Annotated in this window: 17 protein-coding genes and 1 riboswitch; of the genes, 5 read left to right on the forward strand and 12 right to left on the reverse strand. The window is 70.9% G+C overall.

What is annotated here, in order from left to right; all coding sequences use genetic code 11:
* Nucleotides 1–49: 49 nt before the first annotated feature.
* Both AC1MGR_RS14825 and phnN read left to right on the forward strand, forming a co-directional pair.
* Nucleotides 50–1,192 carry an alpha-D-ribose 1-methylphosphonate 5-triphosphate diphosphatase gene (locus AC1MGR_RS14825; protein ID WP_480234806.1) on the forward strand — a complete coding sequence of 381 codons (1,143 nt, stop codon included), beginning with the start codon at nt 50–52 and terminating at the stop codon, nt 1,190–1,192.
* A complete protein-coding gene (phnN, locus tag AC1MGR_RS14830) occupies nt 1,192–1,728 on the forward strand; it encodes a phosphonate metabolism protein/1,5-bisphosphokinase (PRPP-forming) PhnN (RefSeq protein WP_480232091.1) in 537 nt (178 codons plus the stop codon). Before AC1MGR_RS14825 ends, phnN begins: the two co-directional genes overlap by 1 nt.
* Before the next feature lie 126 nt (nt 1,729–1,854).
* Here phnN and pnp read toward each other — a convergent pair whose 3' ends face one another.
* The 3 genes from pnp to AC1MGR_RS14845 form a co-directional block, all read right to left on the reverse strand.
* Nucleotides 1,855–4,026 carry a polyribonucleotide nucleotidyltransferase gene (gene pnp, locus AC1MGR_RS14835; protein WP_480232092.1) on the reverse strand — a complete coding sequence of 724 codons (2,172 nt, stop codon included), beginning with the start codon at nt 4,024–4,026 and terminating at the stop codon, nt 1,855–1,857.
* A gap of 208 nt (nt 4,027–4,234) precedes the next feature.
* The gene (rpsO, locus tag AC1MGR_RS14840) at nt 4,235–4,504 is read right to left on the reverse strand and encodes a 30S ribosomal protein S15 (protein WP_055950756.1); all 270 of its coding nucleotides are present in this window, start codon (nt 4,502–4,504) and stop codon (nt 4,235–4,237) included.
* A 232-nt stretch (nt 4,505–4,736) separates the two neighbouring features.
* The gene (locus tag AC1MGR_RS14845; protein ID WP_480232093.1) at nt 4,737–5,792 is read right to left on the reverse strand and encodes a threonine aldolase family protein; all 1,056 of its coding nucleotides are present in this window, start codon (nt 5,790–5,792) and stop codon (nt 4,737–4,739) included.
* A gap of 64 nt (nt 5,793–5,856) precedes the next feature.
* Nucleotides 5,857–5,969, reverse strand: a riboswitch (SAM-I-IV-variant riboswitch).
* A gap of 175 nt (nt 5,970–6,144) precedes the next feature.
* Here AC1MGR_RS14845 and AC1MGR_RS14850 point away from each other — a divergent pair.
* Nucleotides 6,145–7,620, forward strand: coding sequence for an amino acid permease (locus tag AC1MGR_RS14850; RefSeq protein ID WP_480232094.1), 1,476 nt, complete (start codon nt 6,145–6,147; stop codon nt 7,618–7,620).
* A gap of 235 nt (nt 7,621–7,855) precedes the next feature.
* Here the strand turns inward: AC1MGR_RS14850 and AC1MGR_RS14855 are convergent, their stop codons facing one another.
* The 3 genes from AC1MGR_RS14855 to xth form a co-directional block, all read right to left on the reverse strand.
* A complete protein-coding gene (locus tag AC1MGR_RS14855; protein ID WP_480234807.1) occupies nt 7,856–8,467 on the reverse strand; it encodes a class I SAM-dependent methyltransferase in 612 nt (203 codons plus the stop codon).
* Nucleotides 8,468–8,493: 26 nt separating this feature from the next.
* Nucleotides 8,494–9,741: a BtaA family protein gene (locus AC1MGR_RS14860; protein ID WP_480232095.1), complete on the reverse strand. Its 1,248-nt coding sequence runs from the start codon at nt 9,739–9,741 to the stop codon at nt 8,494–8,496.
* Nucleotides 9,742–9,817: 76 nt separating this feature from the next.
* Nucleotides 9,818–10,627 (reverse strand): exodeoxyribonuclease III, encoded by an 810-nt coding sequence (gene xth / locus AC1MGR_RS14865; protein WP_480232096.1) that lies wholly within the window; start codon nt 10,625–10,627, stop codon nt 9,818–9,820.
* A 166-nt stretch (nt 10,628–10,793) separates the two neighbouring features.
* On the opposite strand from xth, the gene AC1MGR_RS14870 reads away from it, so the two are divergent.
* Nucleotides 10,794–11,546, forward strand: coding sequence for a lysophospholipid acyltransferase family protein (locus AC1MGR_RS14870; protein ID WP_480232097.1), 753 nt, complete (start codon nt 10,794–10,796; stop codon nt 11,544–11,546).
* 10 nt (nt 11,547–11,556) lie between these two features.
* Here the strand turns inward: AC1MGR_RS14870 and tatC are convergent, their stop codons facing one another.
* The 6 genes from tatC to argS form a co-directional block, all read right to left on the reverse strand.
* Nucleotides 11,557–12,357, reverse strand: a complete 801-nt coding sequence (tatC, locus tag AC1MGR_RS14875) for a twin-arginine translocase subunit TatC (protein ID WP_480232098.1) — start codon at nt 12,355–12,357, stop codon at nt 11,557–11,559.
* Nucleotides 12,354–12,977, reverse strand: a complete 624-nt coding sequence (gene tatB, locus AC1MGR_RS14880; RefSeq protein ID WP_108040104.1) for a Sec-independent protein translocase protein TatB — start codon at nt 12,975–12,977, stop codon at nt 12,354–12,356. Before tatB ends, tatC begins: the two co-directional genes overlap by 4 nt.
* A gap of 117 nt (nt 12,978–13,094) precedes the next feature.
* Nucleotides 13,095–13,352 carry a twin-arginine translocase TatA/TatE family subunit gene (locus tag AC1MGR_RS14885; RefSeq protein ID WP_480232099.1) on the reverse strand — a complete coding sequence of 86 codons (258 nt, stop codon included), beginning with the start codon at nt 13,350–13,352 and terminating at the stop codon, nt 13,095–13,097.
* Between the two features lie 281 nt (nt 13,353–13,633).
* Nucleotides 13,634–14,641 carry a beta-N-acetylhexosaminidase gene (gene nagZ, locus AC1MGR_RS14890; protein ID WP_480232100.1) on the reverse strand — a complete coding sequence of 336 codons (1,008 nt, stop codon included), beginning with the start codon at nt 14,639–14,641 and terminating at the stop codon, nt 13,634–13,636.
* A 293-nt stretch (nt 14,642–14,934) separates the two neighbouring features.
* The gene (locus tag AC1MGR_RS14895) at nt 14,935–16,428 is read right to left on the reverse strand and encodes an SPOR domain-containing protein (RefSeq protein ID WP_480232101.1); all 1,494 of its coding nucleotides are present in this window, start codon (nt 16,426–16,428) and stop codon (nt 14,935–14,937) included.
* A 30-nt stretch (nt 16,429–16,458) separates the two neighbouring features.
* Complete coding sequence (gene argS, locus AC1MGR_RS14900; protein WP_480232102.1) at nt 16,459–18,207, reverse strand: arginine--tRNA ligase; 1,749 nt, start codon at nt 18,205–18,207, stop codon at nt 16,459–16,461.
* A 333-nt stretch (nt 18,208–18,540) separates the two neighbouring features.
* Between argS and AC1MGR_RS14905 the strand changes: the two genes are divergently transcribed.
* Nucleotides 18,541–19,167, forward strand: a complete 627-nt coding sequence (locus AC1MGR_RS14905) for a transglutaminase-like cysteine peptidase (protein ID WP_480232103.1) — start codon at nt 18,541–18,543, stop codon at nt 19,165–19,167.
* The last annotated feature ends 108 nt before the right edge of the window (nt 19,168–19,275 follow it).

Here is a 19,275-nt window from a genome sequence, read left to right on the forward strand (position 1 = left end):
GCGGGATCGGGAACAGAGCATGCGGGACACGGCGGGGGACAGGGCGGGCATGACGGACCGGGTCGAGATCCTCGAGAACGCGCGCCTGGTCCTGCCCGACCGGGTCGAGGCGGGCTGGCTCGCCGTAGTCGACGGGCGCATCGCCGAGATCGGCAGCGGACGTGCCCCCGAGCGCGGCCTCGACTGCGCCGGCGACACCGTCATCCCGGGCCTCGTCGAACTCCACACCGACCACCTGGAGAGCCACTACGCCCCGCGCCCCGGCGTGCGCTGGCATCCCCTCGGGGCGGTGCTGGCCTACGACGCCCAGATCGCGGCGTCGGGCATCACCACGGTGTTCGATTCGCTGCGCGCCGGCACCGACCCGGACGGCAGCGGCCTCGGCACGGAGCTGGAGCTGCTCGCCGCCGCCCTGGCCGAGGCCGGGGAGGCCGGCCTGTTCCGGGCCGAGCACCGGACGCACCTGCGCTGCGAGATTCCCTCCCCCGACGTGGTCGACACCGTGCACGCCTTCGCCGGGCGCTATCCCATCGGCCTGCTGTCGCTGATGGACCACACGCCGGGCCAGCGCCAGTTCCGTGACGTCGACAAGTACTACGTGTATGCCGGGCGCGGCGGCCGCTCCCTCGAGGAGATAAAGCTCAGCACCGCCCGCAAGATGCGCGACGGCCGCGCCCTCAACGCCGTGAACCGGCCCGCCCTGGTATCCCTCGCCCACGCCCTCAGCATCCCGCTGGCCAGCCACGACGACACCACCCTGGCGGATGTCGCGCTGTCGCGGGATGAATCGGTGGTGCTCGCCGAATTCCCCACCACCGTGGAGGCGGCCGAGGCCTCGCACGCGGCCGGCATCACCGTGATGATGGGGGCGCCCAACCTGATCCGGGGCGGCTCGCATTCGGGCAACGTCGCCGCCCACACCCTGGCGGAGGCCGGCACCCTCAGCATCCTGTCCTCGGACTACGTGCCGGCGAGCCTGCTGATGGCGGCCTTCGGGCTGCCCGAGCGCGTCCCCGGCATCGCCCTGCCGGACGCCATCGCCACCGTGACGGCGAACCCCGCCCGCGCGACGGGCCTGACCGATCGCGGCCGGCTGGAGCCCGGCCTGCGCGCCGACCTCGTCCGCGTCCGCCTCGCCCGGGGCGTGCCGGTGGTGCGTCAGGTCTGGCGCGCCGGCGAGCGGGTGGTGTGATGCCGGGCGGTTTCGTTCTCGTGGTCGGCCCGAGCGGGGCCGGCAAGGACACCCTGCTGCGGCTGGCGCGGGATGCGCTCGGCCACGACCCGCGCTTCGTCTTCCCGCGCCGCCTCGTCACCCGGGCCCCCTCGGCCCACGAGGACAACGTCGCCCTCACGGAGGCGGCCTTCGCCGCAGGCGCCGCCGCCGGCGCCTACGCCCTGCACTGGCGGGCGCACGGCCTCGGCTACGCGATTCCCGGCGAGACCCTGGATCAGGCGCGGGCGGGACGGGTGGTGATCTGCAACGTTTCCCGGCGCATCGTGGCGCAGGCCCGCGAGACCCTGCCGGATGTCGGTGTCGTCGCCGTCACGGCGGCCCCCGAGGTGCTGGCCCAGCGTCTTGCCACCCGCGCCCGGCCCGAGGACGGTGATCTGCGCACGCGCCTCGACCGCATCGTCCCGATCGTGGCCGAATGCACGATCTGGAACGATCGCGATCCGGACAGCGCCGCCGCGGCGCTGATCGCGCACCTGCTGGAGCGTGCGGCCTGACCCTCGGCCGATCGCGGATTTCACCGCTTCCGAAACGAGAAGAGCGCGGCCCCGATGGGACCGCGCTCTTCTCGTTTCGACCGTTCGGCCGGGCGCTCGCGCACCCGGCCGGGAGTTGCCTGCAGCTTACGCCTCCTGGCGAGGTCCGCGGGCGCGGTCCTGCTCGGCATTGCGCTCGGCCTTGAGCTTCTCGGTGATGTCCTCGCCGGTCTCCTGGTCGACGACCTTCATCGAGAGGCGGATCTTGCCGCGGTCGTCCTGACCGAGGAACTTCACCTTGACCTTCTGGCCCTCCTTGACGACGTCCGTCACCTTGGCGACCCGCTGAGCGGCGAGCTCCGAGATGTGGACAAGACCGTCCTTGGCGCCGAAGAAGTTCACGAAAGCGCCGAACTCCATCGTCTTCACGACGGTGCCGTCATAGATCATGCCCGGCTCGGCTTCCGCCACGATCGAGCGGATCCAGTTGTAGGCGGCCTTGATGGCCTTGCCGTCGCTGGAGGCGATCTTCACCGTGCCGGTGTCGTCGATGTTGATCTTGGCGCCGGTCTTCTCGACGATCTCGCGGATCACCTTGCCGCCGGTGCCGATCACTTCCCGGATCTTGTCGGTGGGGATCTGCATGGTCTCGATGCGCGGCGCGTACTCGCCGAGCTCGGGACGGGCATCGGTGAGCGCCTTCGACATCTCGCCGAGGATGTGGACGCGGCCTTCCTGCGCCTGGTGCAGGGCGACCTTCATGATCTCCTCGGTGATGCCGGCGATCTTGATGTCCATCTGCAGCGAGGTGATGCCGGACTCGGTACCCGCCACCTTGAAGTCCATGTCGCCGAGGTGATCCTCGTCGCCGAGGATGTCGGACAGCACGGCGTAGCGCTCACCCTCGAGGATGAGGCCCATGGCGATGCCCGCCACCGGACGGCGCAGCGGCACGCCGGCATCCATCAGCGACAGCGATGCGCCGCAGACGGAGGCCATCGAGGAGGAGCCGTTCGACTCGGTGATCTCGGACACGACGCGGATCGTGTACGGGAATTCGTGGGCCGGCGGCAGCACGGGGTGAATGGCGCGCCAGGCGAGCTTGCCGTGGCCGATCTCGCGACGGCCCGGGGAGCCCATACGGCCGGTCTCGCCCACCGAGTAGGGGGGGAAGTTGTAGTGCAGCAGGAAGGTCTCCTTGTAGGTGCCTTCCAGCGCGTCGATGAACTGCTCATCCTCGCCGGTGCCGAGGGTGGCGACCACGAGGGCCTGGGTCTCGCCGCGGGTGAACAGCGAGGAGCCGTGGGCGCGGGGCAGCACGCCGACCTGGGACTCGATCGGGCGCACGGTGCGGACGTCACGGCCGTCGATGCGCGAGCCGGTGTCGAGGATGTTCCAGCGCACGACCTTCGACTGCGCTTCCTTGAACGCGGCCTTGACCTTCTCGGCCGGGAAGCGGGCCTCGCCCTCGGCGGGGCAGAGGGCGGCCATCACCTTCGCCTTGACGGCGTCGACGGCGGCGTAGCGCTCCTGCTTGACGGTGTTCTTGTAGGCGGCGCGCAGGTCGGCCTCGCAGACCTCGAGCACGGCCGCTTCCACGTCGCCGTTCTCGGGGGCGGAGAAGTTGCGCGGCTCCTTGGCGGCCTTCTCGGCGAGGCGGATGATCGCCTCGATGACCGGCTGGAAATGCTTGTGGCCGAACATCACGGCGCCGAGCATGACCTCCTCGCCGAGCTCCTTGGCCTCCGACTCGACCATCAGGACGGCGTCCTGGGTGCCGGCGACGACGAGGTCGAGGGTCGAGGCTTCGAGGTCGGCCACATGCGGGTTCAGAGTGTACTGGCCGTTGGTGTAGCCGACGCGGGCGGCGCCGATCGGGCCCATGAAGGGCACGCCCGACAGGGTCAGGGCGGCGGAGGCCGCGACCATCGCGAGGATGTCGGGATCGTTCTCGAGGTCGTGGGTCAGGACGGTGACGACGACCTGGGTGTCGTTGCGCCAGCCCTCGACGAAGAGGGGGCGGATCGGGCGGTCGATCAGGCGGGAGACCAGGGTCTCCTTCTCGGACGGACGGCCTTCGCGCTTGAAGTACCCGCCGGGGATGCGGCCGGCGGCGTAGGCGCGCTCCTGGTAGTTTACGGTCAGCGGCAAGAAGTCGATGCCGGCCTTGGGCTCCTTAGCGGACACGACGGTGGCGAGCACCGAGGTCTCGCCGTAGGTCGCCATCACGGCGCCGTCGGCCTGGCGGGCGACCTTGCCCGTCTCGAGGACGAGCTTGCGGTCGCCCCACATCAGCTCTTCGCGTTGAATATCGAACATATGTCTAGCCTTCCTGCGGTCGGGCGAACCCGGCGCCGTCAGGGGCAAGATGGCGGGGGGCGCCGCACGCCGCGCCCCCCGCGATCCTGTCCCCGACGCATCCGCCTTCAAGTCGCCCGGGTCTTCGAGTGGCCGGACCCATTCCGGCCGCCCGAACTGTCAAAACGCGGCCCCGGGCCGGGCCCGGAACCGCGTGGGAGTGCCGTGCTTAGCGGCGGATGCCGAGACGCTCGATGAGGCTGCGGTAGCGGGCCTCGTCCTTGCGCTTGACGTAGTCGAGCAGCGAGCGGCGCTGCGAGACCATCTTCAGGAGGCCGCGGCGGGAATGGTTGTCCTTGCCGTGGGTCTTGAAGTGGCCGGTCAGGTTGGTGATCCGCTCGGTGAGGATCGCCACCTGGACCTCCGGAGAGCCGGTGTCCTTGCCGCCGGTCGCGTATTCCTTGATGAGCGCGGTCTTGCGCTCTGCCGTGATCGACATCGCAGTGCCTTTCGGTACGGGTTTTCGGAAAGGGCGGCCTCGTCGCGAGGGCCGCGCCACGCTCGTGGAAGGCCGGTGCCGGGATGTCGTCCAGCACGGTCAGGCCCACAAGCAGCTTGTGCCCCGGCCCCGTTCGCACGGGTCGGAGCGGCGCGGACCATACACGAAACCCGCCCCGACGCCAGCCCTCGGGGTGTCGCGGCTCGGCGGAGAGACTTCGGGGAGGGCGTGCTCAGGCCGCGGCGGCCTCGGTGCCGGCCACCGCGCGGATGTCCCTGGCCAGGGCGTCGATCCGGGCGGGATCCGAATCCCAGGCGAACATGAATCGGGCACCCCCGCCGATGAAGGTGTAGAAGCGCCAGCCCCGGGCGCGCAGGGCCTCGAGATGCTCGGGCGCGGCGCGCAGAAACACCGCGTTGGCCGCCACCGGGAACATCAGGGTGAAGGCGCTCACGTCCGCGACGGCGGCGGAGAGGCGCCGGGCGCAGGCATTGGCGTGGGCCGCGTGGCGCAGCCAGGCCCCGCCCTCCAGCACGCCGACCCAGGGGGCCGAGAGGAAGCGCATCTTCGAGGCGAGTTGGCCCGCCTGCTTGCAGCGGTACCCGAAATCCTCCGCCAGGGCGGAATCGAAGAACAGGATCGCCTCGCCCGCCGCCATGCCGTTCTTGGTGCCGCCGAAGCAGAGGAGGTCGACGCCGGCCTTCCAAGTCATGTCGGCGGGGCTGCAGTCGAGGCTGGCGCAGGCATTGGCGAAGCGCGCCCCGTCCATGTGGAGGCGCAGGCCCAGATCCCGGCAGGTGGCGGCGATCGCCCGGATCTCGGCGAGGCTGTAGAGCTGGCCGGTCTCGGTGGGCTGGGTGATCGTCACGACCCGGGGCTTGGGGAAATGGATGTCCGAGCGACCGGTGGCGACGCTTCGGATCAGGGCCGGGTCGAGCTTGCCGTCGGGGCTCGCCACCACGAGCAGCTTCGAGCCGTTGGAGAAGAACTCGGGCGCGCCGCACTCGTCGGTCTCAACATGGGCCGAGGCCGAGCAAATGACGCTGTGATAGGATTGGCAGAGCGAGGCGAGCGCCAGGGCATTGGCGGCCGTCCCGTTGAAGGCGAAGAAGACGTCGGCGGCGTCCGTCTCGAACAGGGTCCTGAAGGCGTCGGCCGCCCGCTTCGTCCACGGGTCCTCGCCGTACGCCGGCACCGAGCCGCAATTGGCCGAGTCCATGGCGGCCCAGGCCTCGGGGCAGATGCCGGCGTAGTTGTCGCTCGCGAATTGCTGGGGCTCGGGGGACATGGGTCGCTCTCGTCTGGCCAAGGTCCGCATCAGGAGTGCAGCGGCCGGCCGAGCAGAGATATGGCGAAGCCCGTTTGGTTGCCGGTCCGGCCACATCCCCGCCGATCGCCGGAGGGTGCCACCTTGCCCGGGAGAGCAGGTTGGCGTCAGGGATCGCCCCGACTCTTGATGTCGTGCGAGATCTACCACCGAGGTCCGGTCCTGACAACACGGGCAGGTTGCCGCCAGGCGGGGAAGCGCGATGCTGGCGTGAACTCCGCGACAAGGGCTCGTCGAGGGCTCGGCACCCGCTGCCTGGCCCGGGACTTGCGCCGACTGGCACGCGATTCACCGCCATGCGAAGGTCCGGCCGATGACGGGCAACAGCCTCACCGCGCGCAAATCCGTCGCCGACATCCTGGCGGCCGACGCCGAGGGCGAGGGGACCTCACGCCTGCCGCGCTCGCTCTCGGCCTTCGACCTCGTCGCCCTCGGGGTCGGAGCCACCATCGGGGCGGGCATCTTCGTCCTCACCGGCACGGCCGCGGCGAACTATGCCGGCCCGGGCCTGACCCTGTCCTTCGTGCTCGGCGGCATAGCCTGCGGGTTCGTCGCGCTCTGCTATGCCGAGCTCGCCGCGATGGTGCCGGCCCCGGGCAGCACCTACACCTATGCCTATGCAACCCTGGGTGAGGCCTGCGCCTGGATCATCGGCTGGGACTTGGTCCTCGAATACGCGATGAGCGCAGCGACCGTGGCGGTGGGCTGGTCGGGCTATACCCGCTCGCTCCTCGGCAATGCCGGCCTGCACCTGCCTCCGGTCCTCTCGGCGGCGCCCTTCACCCCCCTGCCAGGCGGCGCCATTGCGTGGTTCGACCTGCCGGCGGCGGCCATCATCGGCCTGCTGACCCTGCTCCTCGTGCGCGGCAACCGCGAATCGACCCGGGTGAACGCCGTGATGGTGGTGATCAAGGTCGCGATCATCCTGGCCTTCGTCGGGGTGGGTGCCGCCCACGTGGATGTGGGGCTGTGGTCCCCCCTGGTGCCGGAGAACACCGGCACCTTCGGCGCGTTCGGCTGGAGCGGCGTGTTGCGCGGGGCCGGCGTGGTGTTCTTCGCCTTCATCGGCTTCGAGACGATCTCGACGGCGGCGGGCGAGACGCGCCGCCCCCAGCGCGATGCACCGATCGGGCTCCTCGGGTCGCTGGCGATCAGCACGGTGCTCTACGTGGCGGTGGCGGCGGTGCTCACCGGCCTCGTCCCCTACAAGGCCCTGGACGTGCCCGATCCCATCGCCAAGGCGGTGGAGGCGATCGGCTTCGGGGCCTTCGCGGTGGCGATCAAGATCGGGGCGATCCTCGGCCTGACCACGGCGGCCCTCGCCGCCCTCTACGGTCAGGCGCGGATCTTCTACGCCATGGCGCGCGACGGTCTGCTGCCGCCGGCCTTCGCGCGGGTGCATCCGCGCTTCCGTACGCCGGCCATCAGCCAGGTCACGATCGGTGCGGTGACGGCCCTGGTGGCGGGGCTGGTTCCGATCGACCTCCTCGGCGAACTGGTGAGCATTGGCACCCTCTTCGCCTTCCTGGTGATCTGCACCGCCGTCCTGGTGCTGCGCCGGACGGATCCGGGGCGCCCTCGCCCCTTCCGGGTGCCGGGCATGCCGGTCGTGCCGGTCCTCGGCATCCTGTCCTGCCTCGGGCTGATGCTCGGGCTACCCGGGGACACCTGGCTGCGCCTCGCCCTATGGCTCGTCGTGGGGCTGGCGATCTATTTCGGCTACGGCCGACGGGCAGCGCGGCAGCGCCGGATGCGCGCGCCGGGCCTGCAAGCGGTCCCGGCGCGCTGACACTCAGGAGTAGTGGCGCGGGCTCGGACGGCCGGAATAGCGCCGGCGCAGATAGGAGACGAGCTTCGGGAGCAGGAAGGCGACGAGGAGCTTGCGCATGGGGAGACCTCCGGTTGGGGTCGGCGGCCTGGAAGCCGCCGCGTCGGAAACCCAATGCCGCGTCGCGCCCGGGCGTTCCGGAGCCGGCTGAATCATTCGCCGCCTGCGATGGCCGTCGGGAGCGTCCTGCCCCGCCTCAGCGCGTGATCACCGCCTGCACGCAGTAGCCGCGGAAGCGTTGGTGCACCCGCGCCTCGGCGTCCAGGGCGGAGGCTACCGCCGTGATCGCCCGCGGCAGGTCCGTGCGCGGCGTCACCGCGAAGGCCGCGAGCCATCGGGCGAGGAGGCTGCGGGCGGCCCGCGGCAGGCCCGCCTGATCGCCGAAATCCACCACGTGGAGCTGTCCGCCCGGCGCGAGGTGTCCGGCGGCCTCGGCCAGCACCCGCTCCCAGGGCGGGATCATCGACAGGGCGTAGGAGATCACGATCCGGTCGAAGCGTGGCCGCCCGAACAGGGCCTCAGGATCGAAGGCCGTGGCATCCCCGCGGGCGAGGCGAATGCGGGGCTCGAGCTTGGCGCGGGCGACGCTCCGGGCAGCCGTGGCGAGCATCGCCGCCGAGACGTCGAGGCCGTGGCAGGCGGCCTCCGGGTAGGTTCGGGCGATGCGCACGAGGTTGCGCCCGGTGCCGCAGCCGATCTCCAGCACCGCGCCGCCCGCCGGCACGGCGAGGTCCGCGATGAGCCGGTCGCGCCCGAGGAGATAGAACTTGCGGCTGGCGTCGTAGAGGTGGCGCTGGCGCCGGTACATCCGGTCCATCGCCTGTGCCGCGTCGCTCACGCGGCCCGCCGGCGGTAGAGATGGAAGCCGCCGTAGATGGCCGAGCGGTCGCGGGCCTGCCCCACGCGACTCTCGGCCTCGGCATAGTCCCAGGCTTCTAGGATTCCGTCCGGTATCCGGCCCGGCAGGCAGCGCTCGTCGGCGGCCGTGCGGAAGATGACCCGTGCGCCCGGGCGGGCGGTGCGGGTGATCTCGGTCCACAGGGCGGTCAGGTCGGCGTCGCTCATCCAGTCCTGCGCGTCGAGGAGCACGTAGGCGTCCGCGCTCCGGTCCGGGCTGGCGGCCAGGAAGGCCGTCATCGATTGCTGGCGGTAGCTCACGCGTCCGGACCGGGCCCGCAGGGTCTCGAAGTGGCGCGGCTGCAGGTAGGGCGGCAGGGCGGCGTCGGGACCCGGGGCGTAGCCACGGCCGAAGGCCTGCCAGGCGAAGTAGTTGTCGGCGAGGTCGAAATCGCAGGCGAGACGCTCCAGGCGATGGCGCAGCACGTCGACCATGCCGCCCGGATGGTCCTGGGCGAGGGCCCGATACTGGGCCGGGGGGATTCCGAGGCCGTAGAGGGAGGCCGGGTGCCGGATCAGCCAGCGCACCAGGCGCTTCTCGAACAGGGGGGCCACGTGGGCCGCGAACAGGCTGCGCTGTTCGGTGCGGTCGCGGGCCCTGAGAACGGCGGAGAGGTCGCAGCCGTAGAGCCGGGCCAGCCGATGGCCGATCCCGATGAAGCGCCCGAGCAGGCCGTGGCGGAAGACGTTCTTCGAGAAGGCCGCGATGCGCCGGCGCCCGTCGAGGCGATGGGCCTCCCAGTAGGCGCGCGCGGTGGCGTCGAGGTGGGGCGCGATCCGCGCGTCGTAGGCGGCGATGTTGTCGGCCGTGTCGGCCCGTCCGAAGAAGCGCAGGTAGGCCGCCGAATCGGGCAGCCGGGTCAGGGCCGCGAGCTTGAGGCGCCCCAGGGCGATGTGCGCGCCGTTGAGATCGACCGCGCTGATCCGCGCCGGATCGGCGGTGAGGTAGGACAGGACGTTACAGCTGCCCGACGCGATGGCGACGACGTGGTCCTCCGGCCCCAGGGCCAGCGCTTCCAGGTCGACCGCCGGATCCTCCCAGATCTGGGGATAGACCAGCCCGCTGAAGGCCAGGGTGAACAGTCGCTCGGACAGGCCGGCGCGGGACAGGGCGCGGCTGCGATGCACGGCCTGGGTCAGGCCAAGGCTGGTTTCGCGGCGGACCGCCCGTGCTGCGGGATTCATGCGGGCTCTCGGGCTGTCCATCGGGGATGATGGACGCCGCCCCTACGCCTCGCGCATGACCGGCCGGTGACAGGCCTCAGAGTTCGAGGGTCAGCGTCACCGGCGCGTGGTCGGAGGGGCGCTCCCAGCCCCGAACGTGGCGGGCGACCGTCATGTCCCGCACCGTGTCGGCGAGGTCGGGGGAGACCCAGGCATGGTCGAGGCGCCGGCCCTTGTCGGCCGCCGCCCAGTCCGGGGAGCGGTAGCTCCACCACGTGTAGATCTTCGTCGGCTCCGGCACGAGCAGACGGGCGGCATCGACCCAGCCGGCCTCGCCCCGCAGGGTCTCGAGCCGCTCGGTCTCGATGGGGGTGTGGCTCACCACGTCGAGGAGTTGCTTGTGCGACCAGACATCGTGTTCCAGGGGCGCCACGTTGAGGTCGCCGACCAGGATCGCCGGACCCGTGACCCGCCGGCCGCCCCAGGCGCGCAGTTCGTCGAGGAAGTCGAGCTTGTGCGCGAATTTCGGGTTGAGGCCGCGGTCGGGCACGTCGCCGCCTGCCGGCACGTAGAAATCGTGCAGTACGATCCCGGCTGCCTTCCCGGCTTCCGGGCCGAGCACCGCCGAGATGTGACGCGCGTCCTGGCGCTTGCAGAATGCCATCACGTCGCGCGTGAGGAGCGGAAAGCGCGAGAGGATCGCGACGCCGTTATAGCCCTTCTGCCCGGCGAACACGACGTGCTCGTAGCCGGAGCCCCGCAGGGCCTTCAGGGGAAACGCGTCGTCCGGGCACTTCGTCTCCTGCAGGCAGAGCACGTCCGGCTGGGCCTCGGCGAGGAAGCGCAGGACCGAATCGATGCGCAGGCGCACCGAGTTGATGTTCCAGGTGGTGACGGTGAGGCGCACGGCGTTCGGCTCGCGTGAAACTGGAAAATGTTTAAAGGATCGTGCGCGCGTCGGCGCGGCGGGCCGGCATAGACCGGATCGCCGCCGCCGTCGCCGGGGAAATACCGCGCCTGGGGCTGCTGATCCGCGAGGGATCGCGCCCGGGGCGAGATCGAGGGATCGTCACGTGTCGCGCATCCGTTCCGCGCTCTTCAACGCCTACTGGGCCGCCTGGACCGCCCTGTTCATCGTGCCGCTGGCGGTGCTCGCCCTGCTGGGCGCGCCGGCGCGGCCCATCCGCGCCTTCACGCGCCTCTGGTCGCGGGGCATCCTGTTCGGCCTCGCCCGCATCGTCGGGCTCACCTACGTCGAGGAGGGCCGCGCCCGCATCCCGGCCGAGCCCTGCCTCATCGTGGCCAACCACCAGTCCGCCTGGGAGACCCTGGCCTTCCTCGTGCTGGTGCCCAACGTCGCGATCGTGGCCAAACGGGAACTGGTGGCGATCCCCATCGTCGGCTGGTTCCTGCGCCGCTCACCGATGATCATCATCGACCGGGCCAACGGCACCCAAGCCCTGCGGGTGATGATCGACGAGAGCCGCGCGGCGATCGCGCAGGGGCGCTCGGTGCTGATGTTCCCGGAAGGCACCCGCGGCGGCATCGCCGAACCGGTCCAGTTCAAGCGCGGGGTCGAGCTGCTCTATGCCAAGCTCGGCCTGCCGGTGCTGCCGGTGGCGGTGAATTCGGGCCTGTACTGGCCACATGGGGGAGCCCGCCACAGCCCAGGCGCCGTGACGGTGAGCTACCTTCCGCCCCTGCCCCCGGGCCTGAGCGGCGCCGAGTTCATGCGCGGCACGCAAGGGGCGATCGACACCGAGCTGAACCGCTGGCGTGATCCGGCCGCGCCTGTCGCCTCGGCCCTGACGGCCGAGGCCTCGTAGGGCCGGGGCCTTACGGGTCGAGCCCCTCGGCCTTGCGCTGGGCGGCCCGGCGGCGCTCGACGCGGGCCACCGAGAAGATCGAGGCCTCGTAGAGCAGCAGCATGGGGATGGCGAGGGAGAGCTGCGAGATCACGTCCGGCGGCGTCAGGACGGCGGCGGCCACGAAGACCATGACGATGGCGTAGCGGCGCTTCTCGCGCAGGAACGCCGTATCGATCACGCCGATCTGCCCGAGCAGGGTCAGGATCACCGGCAACTGGAAAGCGATGCCGAAGGCGAAGATCAGCGTCATGATGAGCGAGAGGTACTCGTCCACCTTCGGCAGGAGCGCGATCGTCGCCTCGCCCGGCTGCCCGATCTGCTGCAGCGAGACCGAGAACTGGATCAGCAGCGGCATCGCCAGGAAGAACACCACCAGGGCGCCGAGGATGAAGAAGATCGGCGTGGCGATGAGGTACGGCAGGAACGCCTGGCGCTCGTTGCGGTAGAGGCCCGGGGCCACGAAGGCGTAGATCTGCGTGGCGATGACCGGGAAGGCCAGGAAGCCGGCCCCGAACACGCTGAGCTTGATGTTGGTGAACACCTGTTCGAGGAAGTGCGTCGCGATCAGCTTGGCGTTCTCGACCCCCACTACGGAGACGTAGGGGTAGACGAGGATGTTGTAGATGTGCCGCGAGAAGAAGAAGCACCCGAAGAACATCACAACGAAAGCGGCCAGCGACTTGATCAGCCGCGACCGCAATTCGATGAGATGGTCGAGGAGCGGGGCCCGCGAGGCTTCGATCTCGGCTTCGTCGGTCTCGTTGATCATCGGCCGGAATCAAGCTGGGGTTTGGCCGGCGTCTCGGAGCGAGGCGACGCGCTGGAAGTCGGGTCGGGGGTGGCGGGCAGCGGTTCGGCGGTCCAGGCATGGGTCGCGGTCGGAGCGGGCGCCTCCGGGGCCGGTCGGGCCGGCAGGTCGGGGAGCGCCTCCACGGGCCCGGGCACGTGTCGAACGGGCTCGGGCGGGGATGTCGTGGATGGCAGGGGTTCGGACGGCATCGGCGCAGGAGGGGCCGGCATCGTCGTGTCGCGCTCGGCCAGCTGGTCGGCGACGTTGGCGAGGCCCTGGGTCGGCGAAGGGGTGGTCTTCGTCTCGGGCCGGCCGTCGACGGCGCCCTTCAGTTCGTCGCGGATGGTCTGCACCGGGTTGAAAGTCGGCCCCATCGTACTCGCCGAACGCTTGACCCCGTCCACCTCGCGACGGATCTCGTCGAACTCCGCCTCGCGGATCGCCTCGTTGAACTGCGATTGGAACTCGCCGGCCATGCGACGCATCTTACCCGTGATCTGGCCGACCGTGCGCAGGGCCTTCGGCAGATCCTTCGGACCGATGACGATGAGGGCAACGCCGCCGATCAGCATCACCTCGCCCCAACTCATGTCAAACATGGTGTCGACTGTCCCGCGACCGTGCGCCGCCCATCCACGGCGCGCTGCCCATGGCAGGTCGCGGCGCCGTGCGCCAGACCGACGATCGGCCGCAGCGCCTCATTCTCGCGCGGCGGATCAGATGACCTTGCGGTCGGCCGATACCGTGTTGGCAGTGGCAGGCTCCCCCTGATGGGGCAGCGTCCGCACCGGCTCACCCGCGCTCGGCGGCGGCACGGCCGTGGTGGTCGCAGTCTCGTCCTCGGCCATGCCCTTCTTGAAGGCCTTGATGCCCTTGGCGACGTCGCCCATCAGGTCCGAAATCTTCCCGCGGCCGAACAGCAGCATCACGATGCCGGCGACGATGATCCAGTGCCAGATACTCATGCTGCCCATGGCAACCTCCCGCGCCACAGCCTGAATGCTGCGCGGCGCCGTCTCGTGTGTCGATTGAGGGCGAACCTAAGGATCGGGCACCCCGAGCACAAGAAGTGCGGGTGACTCTCGCTCCGTTCCGATCGCCGCATCGCGGGCATGCAAATTTCCGGCCCACCGCCGGTTCATAGACCAGCCGCACGCCGTTGTCGCCTCATCCGGCGAGGCGCGCGGGAACTCAACCTGCCAGGAACTCGAGCAACCGAGAACTCAGGCAATCAAGAATTCAGGCAACAGAGAACTCAGGCGGCCATCGACAGGGCCGCCGCGAAGCGGGCACGGGCCTCGTGCACGTCGAAGGCGTCGGGTCCGGCGGGCAGACGGGCCAGCGCGGCCTCGGCGCGGCGCAGGGCGGCGCCGGCCAGGGCGGGGGCGCCCTCGGCGACGCCCCGCATCTCGTCCGGATCGCCGTTGCAGTGCAGGCCGACATCGATCCCGGCGTCGAAGCAGGCCTCGGTCCGGGCCCGGAACGTGCCCTGGAGGGCGTGCATCGAGAGGTCGTCGGTCATCAGCAAGCCGTCGAAACCGATGGCGCCGCGGATGATGTCGCGAATCACGGTGGCCGACTGCGTCGCCGGATGGGCGGGATCGAGGGCGGTGAGCACCACGTGGGCGCTCATGGCCATCGGCAGGTCGGCCAGCGCCCGGAAGGGGACGAAATCCTGGGCGCCGAGGGTGGCGAGGTCCGCCTCTACCACCGGCAGGCCCTTGTGGCTGTCGCACCCGGCACGGCCGTGGCCGGGGATGTGTTTCATCACGGGCAGCACCCCGCCCTGCATCAGGCCCTCCGCCACGGCCCGGCCGATCTCGGCCACGCGCTCGGGGGTGGTGTCGTAGGCGCGGTCGCCGATCACGTCGTGGGCGCCGGCCACCGGCACGTCGAGAACCGGGGCGCAGTCGACGTTGATGCCGACGCTGGCGAGGTCATGGGCCATCAGCCGGGCGCCCAGATGTGCGATCGCCGCGGCCGAACCGTTGAGCCCGCGGAAGCGACGCCCTGCCGGATAAGCCGGCCAGTGCGGCGGTCCCATGCGCTGCACCCGGCCGCCCTCCTGGTCGATAAGGATCGGGGCGTCGGCGCAGCCGACCGTATCGCGCAGGGCGTCGGTCAGCGCCTGGACCTCGTCCGGCGTCCCGATGTTACGCTTGAACAGGATGAAGCCCCAGGGCGCCACGTCCCGGAAGAAGGCGGCCTCCTGCGCCGAGAGGGTCTTGCCGGCGCAGCCGAGGATCAGGGCACGGGAGGTCATGATCGGGGACGCATCCTCGGTGGATTGGCTCGGTGGATTGGGCCGGCGGGGCGGGACGACGGTCGAAAAGGTTCGGCGACGAATCGACACCACGCCAATCGGGGCAGGATGCGGCCGGAAAACGTCGAACGGAATGGGGCGCGCACGGGAGGATGCGGGCGTGGCGCGGTGGACACAGGGCGGGATCTCCGCCCCGAAGGTGCCGCGCTGGCAAGACAGTCGAGCGACCCGGGCGCGCGCTGGTGCCCGGCTCTTCCCGCGTTCCCGGTTCCGCCCGCGTCTCCGGCCGGGCCTCAGTTCTTGGCCACGAAGCACTGGCCGCCGGCACCCTGGAGCTGGGTGCACAGGCTGCTCGCCTCGGTCCTGCCGAGGGGCCCGACGCGGACGCGGTAGATCGTCTTGCCGTTGACCTCGGCCTGACGGATCAGGGCCGGCTGGCCGGAAAGCTGGCTGTACTTGCCCTGCATCTGGCGGAAGGCGGCCTGGGCCTCGCTCTCGCTGGTGCGGACGCCGAGCTGGACGGCGTAGCCGCCACCGCCCGCGGAGACCGCGGCCGGCGCTGCCGCGACGGGCGGCGGGGCGGCGATGGCAGAGGTCGCCTCCGGGGCCACGGCGGCCACGCGCTGGGGCGCCTTGACGCGCGGAGCGGGGGCCGGCGCGGGCTCCGGGGTGGTCGCGGCAGGCGCCTCGGCCACCGGGGTCGTCGCCACCGGCGGCGGCAGACGGGTCGCGCGCTGGCGCAGGGACGGGCTGGCGGCGGCGCCGTCGCTGGTGGCGCCCGGCAGGGTCATGGTCGGGATCACCGACGGTGTCGTCGCCTCGGCGGACGCCTCGCGCTGCGGCGGCGGCGGAGGGGTATCGGGTTTCACCGAGACCGTGCGGACCCGACGGGGCTCGCCGAGGGAATCGCCGAGGCCGCCCTGCTGGGCCGGCTGCGGCGCCGATGCCGGAGCGGCGCTGCCCGGGGTCGCTCCCCCCTCGCCGGTCCCGAGGGCCGCGCGGGCGGCCTGGGCCACGTCGAGGGGCTGCTCCTCGCGGTTGACGATGCGGATCTGGCCGTCCTTGGCGGTGCGCTCGTAGATCTGCTTGTTCTGGTCCGGGATCTCGACCCCGTCGGACTTCTGCGGCGCGATCTTCAGGGGCGCGGTGTCGGCCAGGATGGTGGGGACGCCGCCGCCGTTGCCGGACTGGCCGTGAAGGCCGCGCCAGGCCAGGGCGCCGGTGACGCAGAGGGCGACGACGCTGAGGCCGGCGCCCACCGAGACGAGGCGGCTGCGCTTGCGCGGCCGCTCCAGGGCGCGGACACGGTCATCGGCGTCGTTGGGTGCGAATTCGGCCGCGTTGGGATCCGGATAGGCGCCCTGCGAATCGGCATAGGCACCGTGATCGACGGAGGCGAGATACTGGTCGAAGGCGTCCGTGGGCGAGACCGGCTGCTGAGCGGACTGATGCGCGGGCGCCTGGGCGTACACGGCGGTTTGCGCATGCCCATGGGTCTGATGGGCCGGGGCCGGGCGGCCCTGGACGGGGCCCTCGCCGAAGCTCGGCTCGATCCGGCCCCGCGCGGCCGCATCGGCACGGGAATCGCGGGCCTGGAGCAGGGCACGGAAGGGATCGTCCTGCCCGACGATGCGGGCGAGTTCGGCCAGGGGGTCGGCCTTGGCCGCGGCCGGGGCCTGAACGGGTGCGACACCCTGGACGGGTGCCTGGGCCGGCGCCGGAGGCTGCTGCAGATCCCGCGCAAAAGCGTCGAAATCGACCGTCGCCCGCGAAGCGTTCGTCGTCATGGCAGCATCCCTCTTCACGCCGAGATCACCTCACCGCATTTCGTCCGGCGCGGTGACGCCCAACACCGCGAGGCCGGAGGCGACAACGCCCCGCAACGCCTCAACGAGGGCCAATCGAGCCCGTGTGGAGTTTCGGTCGTCAGGATTAATAAACCGTAATTGCGGCAAGTCTTTGCCTTTGTTCCATAAACCGTGCAGCGACGAGGCGAGTTCATAAAGGTAGAACGCCACTCGATGCGGTTCATGGGCGCTCGCCGCCGCCTCGATGACGCGCGGGTACTGCGCGATCAGTCGCATGATCTCGACCTCGCCCGGATCGGTGAGCCGCGACAGGTCGGCCTCGCCCAGGAGCCCGGCCCGGGACAGATCCTCGCCCGGCATCGCCTGCGCGGCCTGGCGGAACACCGAGACGCAGCGCGCATGGGCGTATTGCACGTAGAAGACCGGATTCTCCTTCGACTGCTCCACCACCTTGGCGAGGTCGAAGTCGAGGGTTGCGTCGTTCTTCCGGTAGAGCATCATGAAGCGCACCGGATCGCGCCCGACCTCGTCGACGACCTCGTGCAAAGTGATGAACTCGCCGGCGCGCTTCGACATCTTCACGGGCTCGCCCGCGCGTAGCAGCCGCACGAGCTGGCACAGCTTCACGTCGAGGGTGGCGCGGCCGTCACTGACCGCCTTCACGGCGGCCTGCATGCGCTTGACGTAGCCGCCATGGTCGGCGCCGAGCACGTCGATGAGGTCCGTGGCGCCCCGGGCGATCTTGGTCCGGTGATAGGCGATGTCGGAGGCGAAGTAGGTGAAGGACCCATCCGACTTCAGCAGGGGCCGGTCCACGTCGTCGCCGAACTCCACGGTGCGGAACAGGGTCTGCTCACGATCCTCCCAGTCCTCGGGCAGCTGCCCCTTGGGCGGCGGCAGGCGTCCCTCGTAGACGAGACCCTTCTGGCGAAGCTCCGCCAGCAGGACGGGCACCTCCGCCTTGAGGGTGGCTTCGGAGAAGAACACGTCGTGATGGATGCCGAGGCGGGCGAGGTCGTCCCGGATCAGGTCCATCATCGCCGCGATGGCGAAGGCCCGCACCGTCGGCAGCCACTCCGTCTCCGGCTGGTCGAGGAGGGCACGGCCATGGATTTCGGCCAACCGGGCGCCCACCGGCACGAGGTAGTCGCCCGGATAGAGCCCTTCCGGCACCGGGCCGACCGTCTCGCCCAGGGCCTCCCGGTAGCGCAGGAAGGCCGAGCGGGCGAGCACGTCGACCTGCGCGCCGGCATCGTTGATGTAGTATTCCCGCGTCACGTCGCGCCCGGCCGCTACCAGGAGGTTGGCCAGGGCATCGCCGAACACCGCGCCGCGCCCGTGGCCCACATGCATCGGACCCGTGGGATTGGCCGAGACGTACTCGATGTTGACCCGCCCCCCCGGCATGGCGCCGCGCCCGTAGGCTTCGCCCTCGGCGAGGGCCGCCCGGACGACGGCGTGGAAGGTGCCGGGGGCCAGCCGGAGGTTGATGAAGCCGGGGCCGGCGACGCTCGCCTCCGTCACGTCGGGGTCGGCGCGCAGGGCCGCGGCCAGGGTCTCGCCCAGCGCCTTGGGATTGGTCTTCGCCTCCTTGGCCAGCACCAGCGCGGCATTGGTGGCCAGGTCGCCGTGGCTCGCGTCGCGCGGAGGCTCCACCACCACGCGGGCGAGGTCGAGCCCCTCGGGCAGCTGCCCGGCCTGGATGAGGGCCTGCACGGCGCCGCGCACGCGGGCCTCGAAGGTGGCGAAGATGTTCATGGTGCCGTAAAATTCCGTGTCCGGGGCTCGGCGGGGACGTCCGTCCCGCGGGGAACGCTCCGCCCCCTCGCCCAGGCCGCGGCATAGCAAGGGCGCTCCCGGGTGTCACGGCGGACCCGCCCGCGCCTCGTCCCGAACGCCCCCTCTCCGAGCACGGTTACCGACCCGTTGGCGGAACCGCGCCGTTTCGCGCCATCGGCGAGACGGCGTGTTCGGCCTGTCGCGCGAGAGCCCCAATCGCGCCGGCGAATCGATAAAATTGCGCGGATCGACTTCAGCGCGGAACAGGCCCCGCGGCGGCACCCTGGCGGCATAGGACGTGAGGACGCCGCCATGGACCGGACGAAGACGATTGCGCTGATCCTGCTCGCGGTGCTGGCCGCGCTGACGACCGGTGCGTCGACGGCCCAGACCCTGGCGGCCCTGCCCACGCCCTCCCCCGCTGCCATGACCCTGGCCGAGGCCCGTCCGCTGCCGGCCTGGGCCGCCTTCTGCCAGCGCTATGCCGCGGAATGCGTGATCGACGCGAACGAGCCCAACCGCATCGCCCTCACGCCGGCCCTCTGGAGCACCATCGTCTCGGTCAACCGTCGCGTGAACAAGTCCCTGCACGCCGTGACGGACCAGGAGCACTGGGGGGTGCCGGATCGCTGGGACCTCGCCGAGGACGGCTCGGGCGATTGCGAGGATTACCAGCTGCTCAAGCGCAAGCTCCTCGCCGAGGCCGGCCTGCCGCGCCGGGCGATGCGGATGACCGTCGTGATCGACGAGAAGGGCGAGGGTCACGCCGTGCTGACCCTGGTTACCGACCGTGGCGACTTCATCCTCGACAACAAGACCAGCGAGGTCCTGGCCTGGTACCGGACGGGCTACGTCTTCATCAAACGCGAGTCCGCGGATACGGTGGCATGGGTCTCGCTTGGGGGGGTGACTTCGCCCGTCACCACCGCCAACCGCTGAGCAAGCCGGTGCAGGCCGAATGGGCTCACGGGTCCCGGCCGTCCCGACGGCACGGTGCGATCCGAAAACATCCTCTCGTCGCACGAACCTGTGTGGAACCAACGCGCC

It is taken from the genome of Methylobacterium sp. BI1, from assembly GCF_056680125.1.

Excerpts from the sequence above, each read along its gene's own strand:
- AC1MGR_RS14885 (WP_480232099.1), bottom strand. The coding sequence starts at position 13,352 with ATGGGCAGCATGAGTATCTGGCACTGGATCATCGTCGCCGGCATCGTG.
- AC1MGR_RS14845 (WP_480232093.1), bottom strand. The coding sequence starts at position 5,792 with ATGTCCCCCGAGCCCCAGCAATTCGCGAGCGACAACTACGCCGGCATC.
- phnN (WP_480232091.1), top strand. The coding sequence starts at position 1,192 with ATGCCGGGCGGTTTCGTTCTCGTGGTCGGCCCGAGCGGGGCCGGCAAG.
- nagZ (WP_480232100.1), bottom strand. The coding sequence starts at position 14,641 with ATGACCTCCCGTGCCCTGATCCTCGGCTGCGCCGGCAAGACCCTCTCG.
- AC1MGR_RS14855 (WP_480234807.1), bottom strand. The coding sequence starts at position 8,467 with ATGTACCGGCGCCAGCGCCACCTCTACGACGCCAGCCGCAAGTTCTAT.
- pnp (WP_480232092.1), bottom strand. The coding sequence starts at position 4,026 with ATGTTCGATATTCAACGCGAAGAGCTGATGTGGGGCGACCGCAAGCTC.
- AC1MGR_RS14895 (WP_480232101.1), bottom strand. The coding sequence starts at position 16,428 with ATGACGACGAACGCTTCGCGGGCGACGGTCGATTTCGACGCTTTTGCG.
- AC1MGR_RS14850 (WP_480232094.1), top strand. The coding sequence starts at position 6,145 with ATGACGGGCAACAGCCTCACCGCGCGCAAATCCGTCGCCGACATCCTG.
- tatB (WP_108040104.1), bottom strand. The coding sequence starts at position 12,977 with ATGTTTGACATGAGTTGGGGCGAGGTGATGCTGATCGGCGGCGTTGCC.
- AC1MGR_RS14825 (WP_480234806.1), top strand. The coding sequence starts at position 50 with ATGACGGACCGGGTCGAGATCCTCGAGAACGCGCGCCTGGTCCTGCCC.
- rpsO (WP_055950756.1), bottom strand. The coding sequence starts at position 4,504 with ATGTCGATCACGGCAGAGCGCAAGACCGCGCTCATCAAGGAATACGCG.
- argS (WP_480232102.1), bottom strand. The coding sequence starts at position 18,207 with ATGAACATCTTCGCCACCTTCGAGGCCCGCGTGCGCGGCGCCGTGCAG.
- tatC (WP_480232098.1), bottom strand. The coding sequence starts at position 12,357 with ATGATCAACGAGACCGACGAAGCCGAGATCGAAGCCTCGCGGGCCCCG.
- AC1MGR_RS14860 (WP_480232095.1), bottom strand. The coding sequence starts at position 9,741 with ATGAATCCCGCAGCACGGGCGGTCCGCCGCGAAACCAGCCTTGGCCTG.
- AC1MGR_RS14905 (WP_480232103.1), top strand. The coding sequence starts at position 18,541 with ATGGACCGGACGAAGACGATTGCGCTGATCCTGCTCGCGGTGCTGGCC.